This is a genomic window from Pedobacter sp. Leaf194 (genome assembly GCF_001423945.1).
Taxonomy (GTDB): domain Bacteria; phylum Bacteroidota; class Bacteroidia; order Sphingobacteriales; family Sphingobacteriaceae; genus Pedobacter.
Genome location: NZ_LMPU01000008.1, coordinates 593451 through 613012, shown reverse-complemented (window position 1 = coordinate 613012; position 19562 = coordinate 593451). Strand labels below are relative to the sequence as shown.

General features: G+C 39.8%; 15 protein-coding genes and 1 tRNA gene. 4 read left to right on the top strand and 12 right to left on the bottom strand.

Going from position 1 to position 19562, the window contains the following annotated elements:
- Nucleotides 1–156 precede the first annotated feature (156 nt).
- The 5 genes from ASG14_RS10280 to ASG14_RS10260 form a co-directional block, all read right to left on the bottom strand.
- The gene (locus ASG14_RS10280; RefSeq protein ID WP_056870953.1) at nucleotides 157–603 is read right to left on the bottom strand and encodes a VOC family protein; all 447 of its coding nucleotides are present in this window, start codon (nucleotides 601–603) and stop codon (nucleotides 157–159) included.
- A 127-nt stretch (nucleotides 604–730) separates the two neighbouring features.
- The gene (locus ASG14_RS10275) at nucleotides 731–1396 is read right to left on the bottom strand and encodes a DNA alkylation repair protein (protein WP_056870952.1); all 666 of its coding nucleotides are present in this window, start codon (nucleotides 1394–1396) and stop codon (nucleotides 731–733) included.
- A gap of 112 nt (nucleotides 1397–1508) precedes the next feature.
- Nucleotides 1509–1679: a hypothetical protein gene (locus tag ASG14_RS10270; protein ID WP_056870951.1), complete on the bottom strand. Its 171-nt coding sequence runs from the start codon at nucleotides 1677–1679 to the stop codon at nucleotides 1509–1511.
- A gap of 34 nt (nucleotides 1680–1713) precedes the next feature.
- A tRNA-Cys gene (locus ASG14_RS10265) sits at nucleotides 1714–1787 on the bottom strand.
- 70 nt (nucleotides 1788–1857) lie between these two features.
- A complete protein-coding gene (locus ASG14_RS10260) occupies nucleotides 1858–2604 on the bottom strand; it encodes an RNA methyltransferase (RefSeq protein ID WP_056870950.1) in 747 nt (248 codons plus the stop codon).
- Between ASG14_RS10260 and ASG14_RS10255 the strand changes: the two genes are divergently transcribed.
- Nucleotides 2595–4997: a BamA/TamA family outer membrane protein gene (locus ASG14_RS10255; RefSeq protein WP_056870949.1), complete on the top strand. Its 2403-nt coding sequence runs from the start codon at nucleotides 2595–2597 to the stop codon at nucleotides 4995–4997. The two genes, ASG14_RS10260 and ASG14_RS10255, sit on opposite strands and share 10 nt — an antisense overlap.
- Nucleotides 4998–5061: 64 nt before the next feature.
- On the opposite strand, the gene ASG14_RS10250 is transcribed toward ASG14_RS10255, so the two are convergent.
- The 4 genes from ASG14_RS10250 to ASG14_RS10235 are packed head-to-tail and all read right to left on the bottom strand — an operon-like array spanning nucleotide 5062 to nucleotide 9796.
- Nucleotides 5062–5592 (bottom strand): hypothetical protein, encoded by a 531-nt coding sequence (locus tag ASG14_RS10250; RefSeq protein WP_056870948.1) that lies wholly within the window; start codon nucleotides 5590–5592, stop codon nucleotides 5062–5064.
- Nucleotides 5589–7880 carry a patatin-like phospholipase family protein gene (locus ASG14_RS10245; RefSeq protein WP_056870947.1) on the bottom strand — a complete coding sequence of 764 codons (2292 nt, stop codon included), beginning with the start codon at nucleotides 7878–7880 and terminating at the stop codon, nucleotides 5589–5591. The genes ASG14_RS10250 and ASG14_RS10245 overlap by 4 nt, the downstream gene beginning before the upstream one ends.
- A gap of 56 nt (nucleotides 7881–7936) precedes the next feature.
- Nucleotides 7937–8410 (bottom strand): TspO/MBR family protein, encoded by a 474-nt coding sequence (locus ASG14_RS10240; protein WP_056870946.1) that lies wholly within the window; start codon nucleotides 8408–8410, stop codon nucleotides 7937–7939.
- Nucleotides 8411–8449: 39 nt separating this feature from the next.
- Nucleotides 8450–9796: a M20/M25/M40 family metallo-hydrolase gene (locus tag ASG14_RS10235; protein WP_056870945.1), complete on the bottom strand. Its 1347-nt coding sequence runs from the start codon at nucleotides 9794–9796 to the stop codon at nucleotides 8450–8452.
- Between the two features lie 332 nt (nucleotides 9797–10128).
- Here ASG14_RS10235 and ASG14_RS10230 point away from each other — a divergent pair, with 332 nt between their 5' ends.
- Both ASG14_RS10230 and ASG14_RS10225 read left to right on the top strand, forming a co-directional pair.
- Nucleotides 10129–10590, top strand: a complete 462-nt coding sequence (locus ASG14_RS10230; RefSeq protein WP_056870944.1) for a hypothetical protein — start codon at nucleotides 10129–10131, stop codon at nucleotides 10588–10590.
- A gap of 64 nt (nucleotides 10591–10654) precedes the next feature.
- Complete coding sequence (locus ASG14_RS10225) at nucleotides 10655–11101, top strand: hypothetical protein (protein ID WP_157274894.1); 447 nt, start codon at nucleotides 10655–10657, stop codon at nucleotides 11099–11101.
- 11 nt (nucleotides 11102–11112) lie between these two features.
- Here the strand turns inward: ASG14_RS10225 and ASG14_RS10220 are convergent, their stop codons facing one another.
- Both ASG14_RS10220 and ASG14_RS10215 read right to left on the bottom strand, forming a co-directional pair.
- A complete protein-coding gene (locus ASG14_RS10220) occupies nucleotides 11113–12084 on the bottom strand; it encodes a glycoside hydrolase family 43 protein (protein ID WP_056870942.1) in 972 nt (323 codons plus the stop codon).
- A gap of 17 nt (nucleotides 12085–12101) precedes the next feature.
- Nucleotides 12102–14030, bottom strand: coding sequence for a glycoside hydrolase family 97 protein (locus ASG14_RS10215; RefSeq protein WP_056870941.1), 1929 nt, complete (start codon nucleotides 14028–14030; stop codon nucleotides 12102–12104).
- 293 nt (nucleotides 14031–14323) lie between these two features.
- On the opposite strand from ASG14_RS10215, the gene ASG14_RS10205 reads away from it, so the two are divergent.
- Entirely contained in the window at nucleotides 14324–17059 is a 2736-nt protein-coding gene (locus tag ASG14_RS10205) for a DUF5695 domain-containing protein (RefSeq protein WP_056870939.1), read from the top strand.
- A 78-nt stretch (nucleotides 17060–17137) separates the two neighbouring features.
- Here the strand turns inward: ASG14_RS10205 and ASG14_RS10200 are convergent, their stop codons facing one another.
- Nucleotides 17138–19504, bottom strand: coding sequence for a glycoside hydrolase family 127 protein (locus ASG14_RS10200; RefSeq protein ID WP_056870938.1), 2367 nt, complete (start codon nucleotides 19502–19504; stop codon nucleotides 17138–17140).
- Nucleotides 19505–19562: the final 58 nt, after the last annotated feature.

The window sequence follows — 19562 nt, the reverse complement described above, 5'->3', positions numbered from 1 at the left end:
GAATCGCCCTCTAAATGTTCTTTAACAACTTCGACTTTAAAAGCCGCATCATACTTCTTGTTCATAAAAATGCCCCCAATAAGTGTCTAACTTTTTGGGGGCAGTGTACTATGGGTTGCCTTTTAAATTATAAATTACTTTTACGATCAATTTTATTTATGACGTGGCGGGTTGCTCATCGAAATTAACCATCCAGGCAATGCCAAACTTATCTACAAACATACCAAAGTAAGCACCCCAGAAAGTTTTATTCAAAGCCATGGTTACCTGTCCGCCTGCTGAAAGGGAATTAAAAAGGTTATCTGCCTCAACCTTACTTTCAGCGTTTATTGAAATCGAAAAGTTATTTCCCTTTTGAAACTGAGAAGCCCATTCGCCGCCTGTATCGCTACCCATTAAGCAGGTTTCCTTGCTAATTGGCAGGGTTACATGCATAATTTTATTGCCATCTGCCGCATTCATTGGTTCGCAATTCGGATCCTCCTGTGGCATATCTTTAAACCTGCCGATATAAGGGAATTCACCGCCGAAAACCGATTGATAAAATTTGAAGGCTTCTTCACAATTGCCATCAAATGTTAAGTAAACATTTACTGTTGCCATATTTATTTATTTAGTTTAGCTATTTAAAAGCAGTTGTAAACACCTGGGATGGCTATAGGAGAATGATTTGTTCTAAAGGTATAAAAATTTATTTTATTCTATTTAGTTGTAGTCCGTTGGTGAAGATTTATTTACTTCTGGCCGCGATGGCGTTAATCCATATGGGTGCGAAAGGTGATGTACAGCCTTTTGAAACCGGATAGTCGCGGTAAATTCCGAGTTTTTCGCCGATTGCCAAAGCCTGATCACGGTAATGCGGATGATTAATTCCAATTTGAGCCAGGGTGGTGTTCATGGTCCACTGAACCTCAGGCGCTGCATCTGCCATGTCTAACTCTATCCGTTTTAAAGTTTTGTCGATATCAATACCTTGTGGCGCTCTAACAATTCTGCCACTCATCAGGCTCCAGCCCGCACGGGCAAGCATTGTATCGTCAGAATTCATCCATTTTTCCCTAAATTGTTCTTTGTTGGGTAAATCTTTAATTACGTAATTGTAGAACCAATCTGCCGCCCAGGCGAAGTTTTCTGAGGAAACCATTTGCTCAATCTCCTGCGTTGACAATTTTTTTGGTTCGAGGATGAGAATCGCAAGCATTCTGGCATCTATGTTTCCAGTTTCCCAAAGCTGAAGTGCTAAAGCATGGTTTACTTTTATTTTCTTCGCCAGGTTTCTGATGTCGCCCATTTTAACGCCATAAAGATTTTCCCTGGCACCATTCTTTAAGTGTTGCTTACGAACTTTTTCGTCGGCGAGTGATTGTAATTCTGCAAGAGTTTCGTGAAGATTCATATTCGCTCAAAATTTCTGTTTCCAAATTTATTTATTTCTCAGCATTTTGAACACAAAAAAAAGCATCCTTTGATCAGAAGGATGCTTAAATTTTTTAGAAGAAAATCTAAAACTATTTTGCCAAAGCAGCTAAAACAGCGTTGTTTTTAGCTAATTGATCGTTTTTAGGTTGTGCAGAGCGACTTCCTAACTCAACGTTAGTTGCTCTTTTTAAAAAATCTACCTCTTGGTGAGCTGTATTTTTATTTCTTCTGTCTTTTCTTTTTAATCTGGTAACTGCCATGGTAATAACCTTTTAATTATTTTATTTGTACAAATGGAGGTCGAGAGCGGATTCGAACCGCTGTAGAAGGTTTTGCAGACCTCTGCCTAGCCACTCGGCCACTCGACCCTTAAATTCAAGGCTGCAAAAATAGCAATTATTAGTTAGCCCGCAAATATAAATGAATATTTAATGCGATTTAATTTTGCGTCCTGGCGATTTCCGAGCAAAAAATAGCAGCACTAACGGCAACATTTAGCGATTCTGCCTCGCCAAACCGCGGTATGGTAACAGGTTTAGTAATCTTGTTCATCACATCAGCCGAAATTCCTTTCCCTTCGTTACCTAAAATAATTAAACCCTCCTTTTTCCAGTCGGTATGATAAATAGACTCGCCCTCAAGCAAGGCACCAAAAACCGGAATCTGATTGTTTTCTAAAAGTGCGTTCAAATCATTATAATGAACGTTTACGCGGGCAAGTGAACCCATGGTTGCCTGAACTGTTTTTGGGTTGAAAACTTCTACGCAATCTTCCGAGCAAATAATGTTTTTAAAACCAAACCAATCAGCGGTTCTAATAATTGTACCCATATTGCCCGGGTCTTGCACGCCATCCAACACAATTGTAAACTGATTCCTCAGGTTTTGCAAATCAGCCGGCTTACTTTCCGGTAGATGAACAACGGCTAAAAAACCTTGCGGGGTTTGTAAAGTACTAATCTTACCCAATTCAACGTTGTTTACCTCAAATAAGTTTATATTTGCTGGTAATTTGGGTAACAAACCGGAGTGTTCGCTAAGGTAAAAAATAGTGTGTATGCGGTAAGGAGATTGTATAAATTCTTTAATTGATTTTATACCTTCAACCAGAAATAATCCATTTTCTTTACGGTATTTTTTTTGATGTAACGACTTAATAAAACTAATCTGAGATTTTGAAAGCATACAAATCCTTTAAATGTTCTAAACTGAAAAGCCCTGCAATATTACTATTTATTATTGTTTTAATGCAGGCCTGCTCATCAACTAAATACATTCCTGATTACCAATCGATAGTTAAAAAGGTTACCATCGATAGCATCGATGCCAAGTTTGAAGAGCAGGCTTATAACTATGTTCAGAAAGATATTCGCCCATCATCACCTTTTAGTATTAATGTTCCGCTGTATAATCTGTTTAACACCAAAGATGGCCGCTATAAAACTACAGATATTAAGCCTTTTGGTACGCCCCCTTCAATTCTGGATAGTACGCTGGTGGAAATATCCAGAACACAGATAGAAAAGTTTTTAAAAGGGAAGGGGTACTTTCAGGCGAAGGTTACCTCTGATATAAAAGTAAAAGATAAAAAGGCAGAAGTTAAGTTTAAGGCAGATCCTGGTCGTACATCTTTTATCGGTAAACTTTCCGACTCGATTTACACACCAAATATCAAAGGCATTTATCATGCTGAAAAGTCGAAATTTACACACCTGCGCCCGGGCATGCAATATGACTCTGATTCATTATCGTATGAAAGAGAGCAGATTTACCGGGTAATGAAAGAGAACGGATATTTTTACTTTCTCCGACCTTACATAAATTTTGATGTTATTGAAACTACTGATGTGAAAAAGGTTGATTTAAGGCTGAACGTAACCAATCCTCCATCAGGAAACCATAAGCAATATAATATTGGCACCACTTACATGATTATTGCCCCAAGTCCTGATGGTTTTCCGGATTCACTTCGAAACTATGTAAACAGAGATACCACCCGTGGCGTTTCTTTTACCGATTTATCTAAACGTTACCGTCGAAACCCGATACTCAGGTATGATTTTTTGAAGAGGGGCGAAATGTATGATATAAGGAATGAAAATCTTACCTACGACAGGCTCTATGAATTAAACATCTTTAAAAATGTTAAAATAGATTATTACAATCAGGACAGTACATCAAACAAAATAAATCCCATAATTTTGTTAACGCCGCAGAAGGTAATGAGCAATCGTGTAGAAGGCGAGGTGCCGTTTAACGGAGGTACAGTAGGCTTTACCCTGAGCAATACTTATACAAATAATAACTTTTTTAGGGGCGCAGAGCGATTCGAATTGCAGGTTAAAGGCGGTTTGCAATCCAGAATTGGAAATGGCGCTTCTCCTTTCAGCGATATTTATCAGCGAGATTTTTCGATAAGTTCAAGCATCAGCGTTCCACGATTGATGATTCCTTTTTATAACCCTGTTTTGGGTGCGAACGGAATGCCACATACCACGTTTTCGACAAGTTATATTTATGCCTTACAAAAGGATGTTTCGGTACGAAGGATTTTCATCAACTCAATTACTTACGATTGGGTTGAAACCAAGTCGAAACTGCACTCATTTACACCTCTAAATTTTGAGTATCGGTTTGGAAACCTTGAACGCGATAAAATTAGCGACAGTGCATTTGTAAGCAATGTTTATTATGCAACATTGCTAGACAGGAAAGATTTTACGCTCGGCATGAAATACAACTATACCTTAAATGGCGACAAGTTAAATCAGCTTAGATCCTTCATTTACTTTAGAGGTGCTATGGACATGGCTGGGAACATGTTGCAACTGGTTTCTAATCTTTCGGGCAAAAAAGTAGATATAGACAAAGGTGAGCAAGCCAAATTTTTAGGCTTGCCATTTACTCAATACATAAGGCCAGAGGCTGATGTCAGGTATTACAAGCATTTGGGCGGCGACCGGCAGTTTGTTGCCCGTTTAAACGTCGGCGTTGGTTATGCATACGGTAATTCCCGTTTGGTTGGAATGCCTTTCGAAAAGAAGTTTTTTGCAGGTGGTTCAAGCGGCATCAGAGCCTGGCAGGCCAGAACAATTGGCCCGGGTAATTACAATAGAGAAACGCTCGGAACCGATTCTGTTGGAAATGCACTCAGAAAAGCACTTTTTGGTTTAGATCAACTCGGCGAAATGCGAATTGAAGGTAACCTGGAATACAGATATATGCTGCTCAAGAAATTTTTCGGTGCCTCGCTTAAAGGCGCTGCTTTTGTAGATTATGGCAATGTTTGGAATTTAAATGCCAGCGATGGAGAAGAAAAGATGTTTAAATTAAGCAGGCTTGTGCAACAGCTTGCAATTGGAACCGGAATTGGTTTACGCTACGATGTACAATACTTTGTTTTCAGATTCGACATTGGCCTAAAGCTTAAAGATCCACAATTCTCGGGTTCCGACCAATGGGTAATCGGCAAATTTCTATCTGGCGGCAGGGATTTCAAAAACACTTATAACGCAACACATGGCCCAGATACCTACCGTTTTCTTCAATATAATTTTGGCATAGGTATGCCTTTTTAGTCTGCAAAAGCTTAAAATTTTCGGTTAGAATTGCAGAGCGTTTAAAATCTTCCCGCTTATTTAGCTAAAACAGGTTTTTCAGGCCATCAAAAATACTTTCGAAGAAAGTGGCAATATTTAACCCACTACTGTGATTAAAATATACAAAAGCCAGAAAAATAATTACTGCAAATATGATGAGCTTGCGAAATGCGAAGGCCAAAATAACCAGTACAATTGGGATGATGAATAACCAAAGGCTGTTGATTGGATATGGTGTTAAATCTGCATCTTTTTTGTAAACATAAACCAGTTTACTGTGTGTGCCAGAGTCGTTCTGATGTTTTAAGTAGATGAAGGTAGAACGTTCTATTGGTAGCGGCAGCACAGCAATCCCATCATTAAATTTTAAGCTTTGGGTAAAACCACTAACACTGAAAGTGTAAATTCCGTTTATATTTTCATTCGGTACATCAAGGGAATCTGCAGCAATAATTGCAAGCTTATTATTTTTTAGCAGGTTTTCTTTAACGATAAAGTTATTAATGGCCGCCGTTTGAGCAAAGCCGAAATAGCCTGTTAGGCAAATAAAAATTAAGATAATTCCTCGTTTCATTCTATAGAACGTTTGTTGTAAATTAAATAGCCAATATGCAATAATACACCATTTCTTTTAATCGCATCGTTATATAAGTTATAACTTAAACTTACAGGGCCAACCGGCGTGTGGTAAACTAAGCCTGCGGTGCCTGCATACCTAATCTTCGTTATCGCTTTCGCGTATACAACATCTTGCAGGTTATCGAGCTCGTATTCCTTATGTGGGAGGAAAAGATAACCTTCCAGCCTAATGTCGAGGTTTTTTCTAAAACTGAATACGTTTTTCAACCCTCCGGCGGCGTATGTAGAAGCCCTGAATTTATCCAGAAACAATGACCGGCTATCCTGCAAAGGGTAAAATGCAGGTGAGGCAAGCAATGTTGAATAATAGTTATTGAACAAAGGTTGATTTGAAATTACGCCTTCGACCAGATAACCCAGTGTGTATTTTTTTAGGTGAAGAAAATAATTTTCCTGAGTAAGTTTTACACCAACCCATTGCCTCAAATGACTTGAAGGCTTAATTGTATTCGCTGGAACAGTGTTTCGGAAAATGTTGCCCGGATTGTAGTTTTCCCTTCCAGTTGTGAAATTGAAGCTGAGTAAAAAGCGCTGCCCACGACTGGCGTATTGTTTCCGGTTTAATGAGTTTTTCTCTAAATTCAGAGCACCTTTAAAACCATTAAAAATCGTTTGGTCAAGGAAATCGCCTACCGCAAAAGTATTGTTAGGACTGTAACGATCGTTGTTGTTGATAAACGATGAATGTAGCACAACCTTGGTATTGTAATTTAGCGGAACGCCCATCATCAGGTCTATCTTTCTGTCTGCCTGCTCAATATAAATAGGACGTGGGTTTTCGATAAAAATCTGGCTGGTGTTATAAAAATTCCAGTGGTTGTAAGTAAGCTCTGCACCCACAAACAAAGGCAGTTTTGTTGGGTAATCGATTCGGCCGCTTACCTGAACAGATTCGTAAAAACGGCCCGAATAAAAACTCGTGCCAAACGTATACGATTTACGGTTTAAGTAATTGTATTGCACCCCCAAAAAGACATTGCTTATTGGCCTGGTTGATATGTTGCCACCCAAATCCAGCTTAAAGCTTTTTTTCGGCTGGGCCACAACTTCAAAAGTATAGCTATCTGTTGTTGGTTGATAAACAATTTTCGGGTAAATGGTTTCGAAAGTCTGGTCGGCAACAAGCTTATAATAACCTCGTTTAATATCCTGTAAGTTGAACGTTTTTTTATCACTTTTAAAAAGCCGTTCTACATAACGTTTTTGCGGCTCATTTACGCCGCTTACCGTTATATTGCTGAACACTAAATCTGGTTTTTTGCTGTTAAATTTTGCCCTTCTTTTTTCCAGCTCTTCGTCTGTAACCCGGTTGCTTATCAAAGCCTTAATGCGGTCCATATCGGCCATTGTTGCATCGTAACCTTTTTTTATTAAATCTTCTACCGGCGTAAAATTAGTAACGCTGTAGCCCGTCAAATCTGGCTGGATATAGACGCCGTTTTTCCCAACCATTGTAGAGTCTGATTTGGACAGGAACATAAATACCAAAAAACGATTCATCAAACGATCATCATTATTTTTAGGATACTCATTATAGGTTTTCGAAGAAACATTGGCGCCGATAATGTAATCAGGTTTGAAATCCCTTTCCATAATATCTACCGGGAAATTATTGTACAGGCCACCATCAAAAACATATTTTCCATCGAGCTTTATCGGCCGGTAAATAATGGGAACAGTCATGGTTGCCCGCACTGCTTCTGCCAAACTGCCCTTGCTAACGGTTATGCTTTTTTGCGAAAGTACATCGGCTACCATGCATCGGTAAGGAATAAAAAGATTATCGAAGTTATCTTTCGATGCGGCCGATGCCTGCGAAAAAAGTTCTAAGAATGCAAAATTTAGTGGTATATCATTTATTAGATTGGAGCGGAAACTGAAATGGAAACCAGTATCGATAGCAACTTTTGCTGCCAGCATAGAGGCATTGGGTGCATTTTTTTCGAAAAAATAAGTGTAATCGCTGGTGTATCTGCCGTTTACCCAATTTTGAAAGTCATCGCTTGTGGCGATTTTTTCTATCTGCGCTGGCGAATATCCGGCAGCATACATTGCACCTACAATACCGCCCATCGAAGTACCGGTAATGTAATCAATCGGTATGTGATTTTCTTCCAGGGCTTTTAGTGTGCCAATATGTGCTAAACCTTTCGCGCCGCCGCCACTGAATACAAGGCCAACCTTTTGCGCATGCAATTGGACACAGCAAAAAATCAAAAGCATCAGCAAGAATCTTTTAAAAGCTACCACATTCTAAAAATAAGGTTTTCTTTTAAAATTTAGTTCAGTAAGAAAATGTTATATGTTAAAAATGATGCAAAACTTACCCAAAGGATGTAGAGAATGAATATTAGCCCCGCCCATTTATTAATTTTATAGAACATTAAGGCATTTACAATAATAACAACCAATAAAATTAGTATTTCGAATAAGGCGAAACCGATTTCGTGTAGATAAAAAAATATAAATGACCAGGCCAGATTGAGGATTAACTGAATAAGGTAAATGGCTACAGTGCGTGGAAAATGTGTTATTGTATCCCTTTTTATCCAAACTAGGTATGCAGCTATGCCCATTAAAAGGTAGAGTGATGTCCATACCGGGGCAAATAACCAGTTTGGCGGATTAAAAGAAGGCTTGTTAAGTGTTGGGTACCAGGTTTGAACCGACTTTGCAGTCGCCCAACCGCCTAATGCGCCAATACTCAAAGTTAGGGCAATATTTAGGATAAAAGCTAAGGGTTTGAATTTCATAATTTGAAGTGAAACGACGGTAAAATGCAAATGTTCCAGCTATCGGCCCACGGTAGGCACCACAGGTAAACTCTCACTATCATCAATACCTACACTTTGCACCGCAAATAAATAATTGTCTTTGCTATAAGGCAAACGCAACTCTTTAGCGGTAGTAAAGAATTTCTTTTCCCAAACAGGACTACTTGTTTCACGCATTAAGACGAAAAAGCCTTTAACGCCAGCCGCCGGCGATTTCCAATACAAAAATGTGGAGTTGCTTAGGTTTTTTACGTCAACTTTTACCTCTGCCGGAACCATTGGTGCTTTTGCAAGATTGGCAAGTACGGCGATATTTACTGCTGTATTTTTTCTTAAATATTCAAAGTCCATAAATTCGATTAAGTCGCCATATTTTACACCTTTTTCAGTTCTTAAATCCTGATGCTGGTGATCAAAATTTTCGTTCATTTCGGTTAATCTAACGGCAGCAAATCCGTTTTCAACAAATGGTGTATGGTCGCCGCCGCGAAGAAACCTGTCGTTACGGTAAATTAGCTTAACTTCTAAATGGTCTACATATCGCTCGCCGATTTCTTTTACATAGCGTGCCAGCTGCCGGCTTTTGCCGTCGTTTTCCAGGCCCAGCTGGCGAATGTTTTTCGCATTCTTGTCCAACTCGAAGCTTGGTAAGCCTTCACTAAAAACCCTGAGCTTGGTATTGTCTATAATTTGAGTTTCGCTTGCATTGTTGCTTCCAATCATGTCGTTGTTTAACATGGCTTCTATATTCCAACCTTCTTTTTTCGCTTTGGCAGCCATAAAACCCGAGCCAAGTAGCGATTGTTCCTCACCACTTACTGCAACAAAAATAATGGTTGCACCGAATTTGAACCGGCTCATAATGCGGGCGGCCTCGATCACGCCAGCCACACCACTTCCATCATCATTTGCCCCCGGTGCATCACTAACGCGGTTCATCACGTCGGTAACGCGACTGTCTAAATGCCCGCTTACTACGAAAACCCTTTTATCTTCCGGATTTGTTCCTTTTAAGATGGCTACTGCGTTTCCCAAAACGATTTGCTGGTCAACACGTTTTCCGTCAGGCTTAATGGTAACCGTATCTAAAAAAGCGGTTAATCTTCCATCGCCTTGCTTAGCAAACTGACTAAACTTACTTACCACCCAGTTTCTGGCGGCACCAATTCCTTTGCTTTTGCTTTTTGTGTCGCTTATCGTACTTCTCGTTCCAAACGACACCATTTTGGTGATGTATGATTTTAAGGAGTCTGCGTTTACCGTTTTAACCATGGTTTCAATATCAGCATTGCGGTTAACGGTTGTTTGTGCTGTTAATGAAAGTGTTAATGCACTAAAAAAGAAGAGTATAAATAATTTTTTCATGCCAGAATAATTTGGAAGGCTAATGTATCGAATTAACCGAATTTTTTCGCACTACGGGCTTTAAGTCCTGTAACAATTTAAACATAAATTCGGCGTGTTAATGGTTTTGGATTGATGACTTGGTTCATTGATATCTATTTTCTTTTATTGGTTTAAAACAAATATCAAAATAAGGGATTTTTATTCTGGTGAGAGGCATGGAAAGAAGGCGTAATTGCCTGATTTCCTTAACGCCTAAAAAATTCATCCTGTAAATAAATAATTTATATATTTATTTCCTGTAAAGTTAGCTTTAACTTACTAAATTATCGTCCCCAAAAATTAACCTTTAAATGGATAAGTTTCCCGTAAATCTGACGGCAGCGAAATGCGAACTTTTGGATAGAATACTTCAGGAATTTAAGTACGAAGAGTATATCAAAACAGATCGCGTTCTGCATATTTTCAGGGGGAATGCCATTTTAGCATCCGAATATCTTCATTTACTTAATCAATTAAACCTGATTATGCTTATTGGTGAAGTTCACGGCCACCCTTTGCCGGCATTGATAGGTAAGCAATCCGGACTGGAAATTTTCCTCAGTGAAGGTGGTTTTATGAAACGCCTTGAGTTGCGAAAAATGCAGGAAGAAACGGGTAAAAGCATGCTCGAACTGCAAAGGGAAATACTTGAGTTAAGAAACCAGCTTGCGGCCTGCCGGGAGCTTATTGCCAAACAAGAGATGGCCATGCTCGATATGGACGCCGAGTTACGAAGACTCGAAGCTGGGATGGAAAACGAAGATATTTCCTGATAAATACTCGCTTCTGTAGCGTTTTAACTTGTACAACCGTTATATCAAAAATTAACAAAGTAAAATGATGAAAAGATATTTAACTACATTGATGCTGTTGCTCTCCCTCTCTGTAACAATGATTTCGTGCAAGAAAAATGGCATTGAAAACTTATCAAAAGACGCTTTAACAGGCACCTGGCAAGAAGTATCGACAGGATACAACCGTGTATTGATTTTTGAACCCGGTAATAAAATTACGATTTTGATTAAAATGAGCCAGTTTGCAGACTGGAGTTTAAAATTAACCGGTAAATATGTCGCTGATGGTGACAACCTCACCGCAAAGCTTACGGAACAGACAGAAAAGCAGGCTTCGGGTTCTGTTACGACTCCCGTTAATTACACCTGGTTCGATAAAGGCAAATTCAACATAAAAAACTTTGTACTTACCGTAAATTATAAAACTTATCCGGCGGATGCGCCTGTAGATACGGAAACGAAGTTCAATAAAATAGTTGCTATCGACTAGTATAACCCGTTTCAGCGCACCTTACGTACCCCTTCGGTTGTCATGATAATTCTTTTTATGGTGCCATCGTTATTGTAGTGTAAATCGTCTATACATACTGATCTCCGGTAGCTGCCACCATCATTGTTAATCGCTCCGTTGTGGTAAATAAAATACGATTTTCCTTTGAAATCGATAATGGATTGATGGTTGGTATTTGAGTTACCGGCAATTTCGTTTAATATCCCTTTGTAATCCCATGGGCCATTAATGCTCTTGCTCATCGCGTAAACTATTTTTTCGGGGAAGCCCGATGCATACGATAAATAATACCAGTTTTTATGCTTGTGTACCCAGGGTGCTTCTGTAAACTCCGGAACGGATATGGTTTTAATTTCTCCATCCAGTTCAATCATATTAGCTTTTAATTTAGCGTAGTAGCAGCGTTGATTTCCCCAAAATAAATATGCCTGCCCGTCGTCATCAATAATTACTGTTGGGTCAATATCATCCCAGGTAATGTCTACAGCGGTGGTCATGTTATTTGTAATCAAAGCTTTTCCCAAAGCATCTTTAAAAGGCCCGCGTGGGTTATCGGCCACAGCAACGCCTATTGATTTTCCCTTTATGCTTCCATGTTCTGTTGCCACATACCAGTAAAATTTGCCGTTTCGTTCAATTACCTGCGAAGCCCAGGCATCATCTTTTGCCCAGGCAAAATCTTTTACATTGAGGGGCGATTTATGTTCTTTCCAGTTAACCATATCTGCAGACGAGTAACAAAGCCATTCGTGCATTTCGTAATCGTTTTTCGATTTTGGCGCAACATCATGCCCGGTGTACAAATAAACAGAATCGCCATATACAAACGCAGCCGGATCTGCAGTATACTTATTTGTAATGATTGGATTGCCCTTCGAAACGGCCAATTTTTCTTGCGAAAAGCCTTGAAATGAAAGGTAAACAAGTGAAGCCGTTAAAAAATGTCGTTTACAGTATGCCATAATTAAGATTTTTCGATTTATTCAACAACAATTACAAAACCACCGTAAGCTTTCATTTCAACAGGGGTTTTGTCCAGCTGAAGTTCTTTTGTTTCAAATGATGTTAGCGCTGAGTCGTCAGCAAATATTGTTGCTTTTCTAGAGCCAAAGTCTTTTAAATTTAGTTGAATAGTTTTAGCATTAGCTTCGCCATTTAATCCGGCGATGTACCACTTTGAGTTTGCTTTTCTCGCCATTACCACGAACTTTCCGGGGTAACCGTCCAGCAATCTGGTATCTGTCCACGAGGAAGGTAGCCCTTGTAAATAGGCTTTTACATAATCCGGAACCTGGGCCATACCATCCGGAGATTCGGCAAAATGTTGTATGCCGGATTGAAACACAACCGACAAAGCCAACTCAAATGCAGCTGTTGTTTTCCGTTTTATATTGGGGATTTTAGTCAGGTTCATTGGGGTAAAATCCATCGGGTCGAACACGTTTCGCGTAAAAGGTATTGTGGTTGCATGCATGGGTTCTTCGTCAGCGTTTTTTTGCTCAAAAGTTACTGCCTCCATGCCCTTGATAGATTCCATGGTAACTAAATTAGGGTAAGTACGCTGCCAGCCACGCGGTAATGTTGCGCCATGGCAGTTTACATTAAGCCCAAATTTTGCAGCATCTTCTAAAATTTCAAAGTAGTATTTAATCATCGGTTGGCCATCGCCTCCAAAAAAATCTACTTTTATCCCTTTGATGCCCATTTTTTCCAAAATCGCAAATTCCTTTAAGCGATTTTCATGCGTTAAAAGTTTATTTCTTGGTGTATATTTTACGGTGTTCCAATCGCCTGAAGAGTTGTACCACAAAATCAGGCCTACGTTTCTCTGCTTCGCATAAGCAGCAAGTTCACCCATTTTCTCATAACCAATTTTCGTATCCCAATCTACGTCGATAAGGCAATATTCCCATTTCATATCAGCGGCAAAATCGATGTATCGCTTTTGCACATCATACACGATAGAATTATCTTTAAGCATAATCCAGCTCCAGGAAGCCTTGCCTGTATTGAACAGATTGGGGTTTATATTCTTTTTTGCCGGGTAAGCTAAATCTGTGCCCAAGGTAGATTCGGTTACGGTTTTTAAACTTCCAATTGCTATAATTCTCCAGGGTGTAAACCAAGGCAACTTCGATTCGGGGTTTACATTTTGCCCGGCAAAGGTTTCTTTTTCATCAGGAAAGCCAATTTGATAATTGCCATCTTCTGCATTTTGCTTGAGCCTGGTGGCACAATAGTGCTCATCAAGGCCGGTTTCTGAAACCACTACCCAGTTTTCTTTGTATTTAAAAAGTGCGGGGAAAACCCAGCCTGCAGGAGATGGCGAAGGTGTCCCAACCGAAATTTCTTTTTCATAAAATTCTTCGTAAGATGGATTGGTATGCTCCCAACCAGATTTCGCTACAGACATGGGTTGCATCCAGGCTTTTGTTTCCGTGGAGAAATGGAACGATGTTTTTTCCTCAATTATGTTTTTAACGCCCGCATCACCATCCGGAAAATAGTAACGGAAAGCAACACCATCATTTGAAACCTGAAAAATTACATCCATTTTTTTGCCAGGTTTGTTTGCCAGATGCAACACAACTTTATTGGCTGCATAATTATTAAGCAGTCGTTTGCCATTTTTTAATGTATAACTATCTTTAACCAACTCGCTTTTCGAAACTGAAATAAGCTTTAAGCCTAAAGAGAAATTGCCATCAGCTCTAACCAAACCAAGTGAGGAGTTTTGTAAAACCAATTCGGATTTTCTGCTCACATTATAAAAAAGTACGTTGTTTTTAACTGAAACCTTTACACTCAGCTCCTGATTTGGGCTTTTTACCGAATATTCAGTTTGAGCACTTACAAATTTAAAAGTCGAAATAAGTAATGCTGAAAGGCAAATAAATTTTTTTATCATGAATATTTTGGTTAGAGGAGTTTCTTTTGTTCCATTCGTTCTGGTGTTCGACCGAAACAGGTAGGTTGCGAAGAATCTATATGTAAATGTAAAAATTAAAATAATAAATGTTAATTAAACGTTTATTATTTTCTGCTATTTTAAAATGCTGCAAATTGTGGGCGAAGGAGGCTAGCCCAGCGTTACAATTTTGCCGTAAATCAAATATTGGCAGATTTTGCCCTGTTTTTGCCAATCGCCTTCCCTTTACCTTTTTAAGTTTATTTTTGATTACCACAAACCTTTCGAGCAAAATGACTAAAAAACTTGTACTAAAAGCGGGCTTCGGTTTGCTGCTTATCATGATGAGCAGCGGCAAAATATTCGCCCAGTCTCCCTGGGTCGCCCTTGGTAAAAAACCATCAACCTTAGGGCTTGAGCAAGGTTTCTCTACTTTCGATGCCGGCGATTTTAATCTTAAGCTGGTCAAAGCTTCGCAAACAGTTGCTGGCTTGGCGCCAAAAACCGTTAAAGATTTTGATTTTGTACCCAGCGATAGCCTTAAGGTTAGAAGTTCTGACGGGCTTTATCATTTAGGCGATATCAACCTGAGGTTAAGAACCAGCGATGATACAGCCTGGAAAAGCTACAGTACCGCGGGGAAACGTGTTGCGGTAAAAAATATAGCAATACCTAAAACGCTGGCGGCAGCCGATTTAGCCCCAACAATGCCTGCCGATATGCCATTATCTATAAAAAGGATTTGGGAAATGGTAGGCGGAAAACTGGTGTTGCGTTTTGAAATCTCTAATAAAACCCGGCGTAATGTGGAAATAGGTGCACTCGGCATCCCTATGATATTCGATAATATTCTGGAAGGACGGACGCTTGAGCAAACGCATGCAAAAAATGTATTTTATGACCCTTATATTGGTAAAGATGCAGGCTACCTGCAGGTAACCAGGCTAAGCGGACACGCCCCATCATTAATTGTAGCGCCGTATGGAAAAACACCTTTTGAGGCTTACAATCCATTAAACGATGATAAAACACCTCGCGGAATTGCATTTGAAGGGTTTTACGAATGGATGGTTTACAGTAAAGCTTACGCCGAAACGGAATGGAAAGGTGTGGATGAATGGAACAGCCCAACTTCAATAGTTTTAAAGCCCGGCGAAACGAAAAGTTATGGACTTCAGTTTATTTTATCAGGAACGGCAAAAGACATTGAAAGTAAGCTTATTGAAAATAAGAAGCCTGTAGCAATGTCGGTTCCCGGTTATGTAATTGCCAAAGATGTAGATGCCAGATTATTCATCAACTACGGCAAAAAAATAAGCGCTATAAACGTGTACCCTTTAAACTCACTCACCGTAAAATCTGCTGGCACAACTAAAAACCGCTGGAAAAGTTATGCGGTAAAAGGAAACAATGCCGGGAGGGCACGCCTAAGTATTACCTATGCCGACGGACTGGAGCAGACCATAAATTACAAAATTATCGAACCTGAAAGTGACGTGATAGCGAGCTACGGCAACTTTCTCACAACGAAACAATGGTTTGATAAAACTGATAAGATTTTCAAACGCAGTCCGTCTGTAATTACTTACGATTACGAAAAACAACAGCAGGTTATTCAGGATAGCAGAGCATGGATTTCGGGTTTGAGTGATGAAGGTGGGGCAGGCTCCTGGCTGGGCGCCATGATGAAACAATTTGTTCATCCAGAAAAGAATGAGATTGACAAGCTGAAACAGTTTGTTGATACGGTAATGTTTGGCCGTATCCAACTTAAAGATGGGCCTAAAAAGTATGGTGTAAGGAAAAGTTTATTTTATTATGCACCAGATTCATTGCCAAAAGACACCTATTCAAAAGAAATTAATTTCAAAACCTGGTCTGCATGGCCAAGAAAAGAAGCGGATGATTTGGGGCGTTCTTATAACTATCCTCACGTTGCCGCCGCACATTGGGTAATGTACCGCCTTGCCCGAAATCATCAGGGGTTGGTTGATGAAAGCACCTGGAAACAACACCTTATTGATGCCGCGGAAACCGGTTTGGCGATGGTAAATATTGCGCCTTATTACGCTCAGTTTGGCCAAATGGAGGGAACAGTTTTCTACCTTATTTTAACCGATCTTAAAAACGAAGGTTTAAGGGCTGAAGCCGACAAACTTGAAAATGAGATGAAAAAGCGTGCGAACCATTGGCGGGCGCTCGATTATCCTTTTGGAAGTGAAATGCCATGGGATTCAACCGGGCAGGAAGAAGTATATGTGTGGTCTGAATATTTTGGTTACGAGGATAAGGCAAAAGTTACACTTGATGCGATTCTTGCCTACATGCCCGTAGTGCCGCATTGGGCATACAATGGCAATGCCCGCAGGTATTGGGATTTTTTATATGGTGGTAAATTAATGCGGATTGAGCGCATGATTCACCACTATGGTTCGGCTTTGAACGCAATTCCCGTTCTAATGGATTATCGCAAAAATCCAGAAGATTTTTATCTTTTGAGAACTGGCTATGGTGGCTTAATGGGCTCAATTTCTAACATCACTAAAGATGGTTTTGCCCCTGCTGCATTTCACGCTTATCCTTCAACGCTAAAAAACGATGGCATTACAGGCGATTACGGTTCAGGCTTTTTCGGTTACGCGGTGAACACATCAACTTATCTTTTAAAACATAAGGAGTTTGGCTGGCTTGCCTTCGGCGGAAACCTGATTGAGCATGGTAAAACAATTGATTTAAAACTTACTACTGCGGCAAAATCAGCAGTTTATATAGCGCCCGCTGGGCTTTGGATAACTTTAGATGCAGGCACAATTGATGCTTTATCGTATAACGCTACAAACGGAGAGATTCAGGTAACCCTGAGCAAAGCTGATGAACATACAAACCGGGCGGTTGTACGAATAAGCCAGCCGGCAAAAATCGATGGCGTGGGTAAATACTCGTTAAAGGATGGTTTGATTGGCGCAAGAGGCGCTTATGAAGTAAAATTATCAACACAAAACACAACTCAGGTAACACTCGTTAAGTAATTAATTCTTTCTGTTTAAAATAGATTTACGAAGTTAACGGCTGAATGCGTAAAACTTCGTAAATCTCCCAGCAGGAAGTTAAAGGCTATCCTTAACAACCCTTAACCCGTAAATAGGGCCGGCATTGTTTTTAGCCTTAGGAAAAAGTTTAACAGTCACCTTATTTTTTCCTTTGGTAATTTCTGTTGGAATTTTATAGGAAACATCGTAGAAACGACTTTCTTTATATTTATTCAAATTTTCAGTAGCGATGTTTACGCCATCAACCAAAACATCGAAAATTCTGCCTCTGTTATCCATTCCCCAATAAGAAGCGATAATGGTGTTTTGAGTATTTGGATCTACCTTAACATCAAATTGAAGAAATCCTTCCTCACCGGCCAGCCGCCATTTTTTACCATGTTCTTCGCCCATACTTTCTTTTGCGGCAGTAAAGTTATGGTCCCGTTCAGGTTGCATTTCTCCGAACCGAAAAATATCAGTTGTTTTATCCTCAAGTTCTTTTTGTTTACGTTTTTGTTCGTCGTAAACCTTCTGTTGCACCACCCATTTTTCTGGCGTAAAAACATCCCAGTAAACGCTGTAATATTGATTTTTGGTCTGGTAAAAGGGAATCATGGTAACCTCCTGAGGCTGGGCAGTTTTAACCGTTTGAAATTTTAGTTCTTGCTGGTTAACCACGCTTAGCCAATCTTTCGGGTCGTTGTTAGCGCTTACAAATACCGGAACGCCTTTAATCGGATCGGGCTCGGTTGTTCCTAAAACCCCTGCCAATAAAACCGGACCATAAAAAACAGCACGCCGGTCGGCGTTATCGGGCATTGCTTCTGTATGCAGCTGCTCTGGCGTAGTGTAGGTTATCTTGTCATTATTTTTCCAGCTGCGGTTGATAACAAAATAGCCGGTATTATCGGCTGTTAACTGTTGCAACTCGCCATTTATGGCAATGGTAGCGCCTTCAGACCATTTTGGTTTCCTTATTTTTATCGCAAACGTCGCCGCTTTTGCCGTATTAATCGTCAGCACTGTTTTATCGCCCTGCGGGATAAGCGTTTGCTGTGTAATTTTTATGCCCTTTGCTTTCCAGTTAAGTGTTGATGGGATAAATAAATTCACATACAGACTACCATCGCTACCTCTAAAATAAATGCTTTCATTATACTTAACATGGTTTTCCATGCCTGTACCCACACAACAGGTAAAGGTGTTAAACTTATCGCTATACTCTTTTTTGCCACCCATACGTAGCGGTACGAAATAACACATCATGCCATCATCATGGTTTTGAGAAGCTAAAATGTGGTTGTAAAGTGCTTTTTCGTAAAAATCGAAAAGCTCTGCTGATGGATTTTCTGCAAATAAATGCCCGGTTAATTTAAGCATATTGTAGGTATTGCAGGTTTCTGTAGTGTTTTCCGTTAGTTTATCATTCAGCTTATTTGGCTCACTTAAATATTCGTAATTACTATTGCCGCCGGTTGCGTAAGAATGGTTGTAAACCACCGTTTTCCAAAAGAAATCTGCAATGGCTTTATCATTTTTATCGCCGGTAATTTCGTGCCTGCGGGCGCTTGCAATTATTTTCGGAATTTGCGTATTCGAATGCTTTCCAGGTAGAATGTCTTGCTGGTTTGCAAGCGGGTCGAGAATTCGTTTATCATAAAACTTGTAAGATAAATCGAGGTACTTTTTATTTGCAGTAATCGAATATAAGTTCACCAAGGCGTCGGCCATGCCACCATATTCGCAAAAAAGCATCTTCTGTAACAATTCATCGTTTAAACCTCCAATTGTTTTCTGTGTCCAGTCTGCCATGCCAATGCACTCATTCAGCGCTTTTTTGTTGGCTGTATAAAGGTAAACATCAAGCAAGCCAGCCATTATTTTGTGTACGGTATACCATGGCGACCAGCCTCCATTTAAGTCAAACCCACCAGATTTTATGTTTCCTTTTGCAACTGCTGCCCAAATCGCATCTTCTTTTGGAATTGCCCCGATATAACCGGTTTTTCTTGCTTGCTGACATTCTTCAAGCTGGTCGACTATATAGTTAGCTTTTTGCAGAAATACAGGGTCTTTCGATGATGCGTATTGCATGGATATTGCCGATAAATAGTGCCCCAGGGTGTGGCCGGCCAAACCATCACTTTCCCATCCTCCATACATTTCCGCTTTTGGCGCCAGTCCGGCATTTTTTCTAAAGCCTGATAATAGCCTGTCTGGCTCAATTATTTTCAGGTAAGCTTCGTCTGCTCTCATTGCCGTTTTAAATGTGCTTTCCAATAAGCTTACTTCCGATAAATCGAAGGCAAAGGCTTTAATTGGAGTTACATTTTTAACTTTTATCCTGTTATCGGCAAACTGGGGCAGATAGTTTTGCGCTTTTATATCAGAAGAATACAAAATGGATAACAATAACAGTGCGTTTACAAAAACTTTATTCATGGTTGAGTTTGTCTTGAGTATCTTGAAAAATAAAATTATTCAAATACGCAGGTAAAAG